Annotated in this window: 1 protein-coding gene; it reads right to left on the reverse strand. The window is 75.6% G+C overall.

The features are described 5' to 3' along the window. Window positions 1-1027 (reverse strand): glycosyltransferase family 4 protein (locus DQW06_RS21580; RefSeq protein WP_157983540.1); only part of this gene is annotated, 1027 nt, incomplete at both ends.

Genomic DNA, 1027 nt, shown 5'->3' on the forward strand with positions numbered 1-1027 from the left:
GGAGTGGCCGCCCCCGTCCCCGTTCCCGTCCCACAGCAGGACGGTCCGGTAGACGTGGGCGACGTCGGCGGCCACGGTGTCCCAGTCGTAGGCGCGCACCGCGCGGCGGGCGGCGCGAGAGAGCTCGGCACGCCTCGCGGGTGCCTCCAACAGCGCACCGGCGCGTTCGGCCAGGTGGGCGGGGTCACCCGCGGCGAACAGCTCCCCGGCGGCCCCGCCGTCCAGGACCGCGGCGAAGGCGGGGATGTCGCTGGCCACGATGGCCGCGCCGGAGGCCATAGCCTCGGTCAGCACGATGCCGAAGCTCTCACCGCCCAGGTTGGGCGCGCAGAACACGTCGGCGGAGTGGTAGGCGCGGGCCTTGTCGGCGTCGTCCAGGCGTCCGAGCAGCACGACGCGTTCGCGCAGGTGCCCGGGGACGGCCTCCATCGCCGCCGAGGCGTCGCCGGGCCCGGCCACCATCAGGCGCAGGCCGGGGCGTTCGGGGGCCATGAGCACGAAGGCCTCCAGAAGGACGCCCAGCCCCTTGCGGGGCTCGTCCAGGCGTCCCAGGAAGCCGATCGAGCCGCCCTCCCCCGGCCAGCCGGGCAGGGGGTCTGCGTGCGCGAACCTGCGCACCGCGACCCCGTTGGGGATGAGCACGGCGTCGCCGCCCAGGTGTTCGACCAGGGTGCGCCTGGCGGCCTCGGACACGGCGATGCGGCCGTTGATCTTCTCCATGGCCGAACGCAGCGCCGGGGAGCTCACCGCCATCGCCCGCGACCGGGGGTTGGCGGTGTGGAAGGTGGCCACCACGGGGCCGTCGGCCGCCCAGCACGCCAGCAGCGAGACGCTCGGCGCGGACGGCTCGTGGATGTGCAGGACGTCGAACCCGCCCTCGGCGATCCACCGGCGCACCCGCGAGGCGGCCCTGGGGCCGAAGGTGAGCCGGGCCACCGATCCGTTGTAGGGCACCGGGACCGGTCTTCCGGCGGGAACGAGGTAGTCCGGCAGGGCGCCGGTGTCCGCGTCGCCCACCGGCGCCAGT

The organism is Nocardiopsis sp. TNDT3, assembly GCF_003427465.1.
In the GTDB taxonomy this organism is placed as follows: domain Bacteria; phylum Actinomycetota; class Actinomycetes; order Streptosporangiales; family Streptosporangiaceae; genus Nocardiopsis; species Nocardiopsis dassonvillei.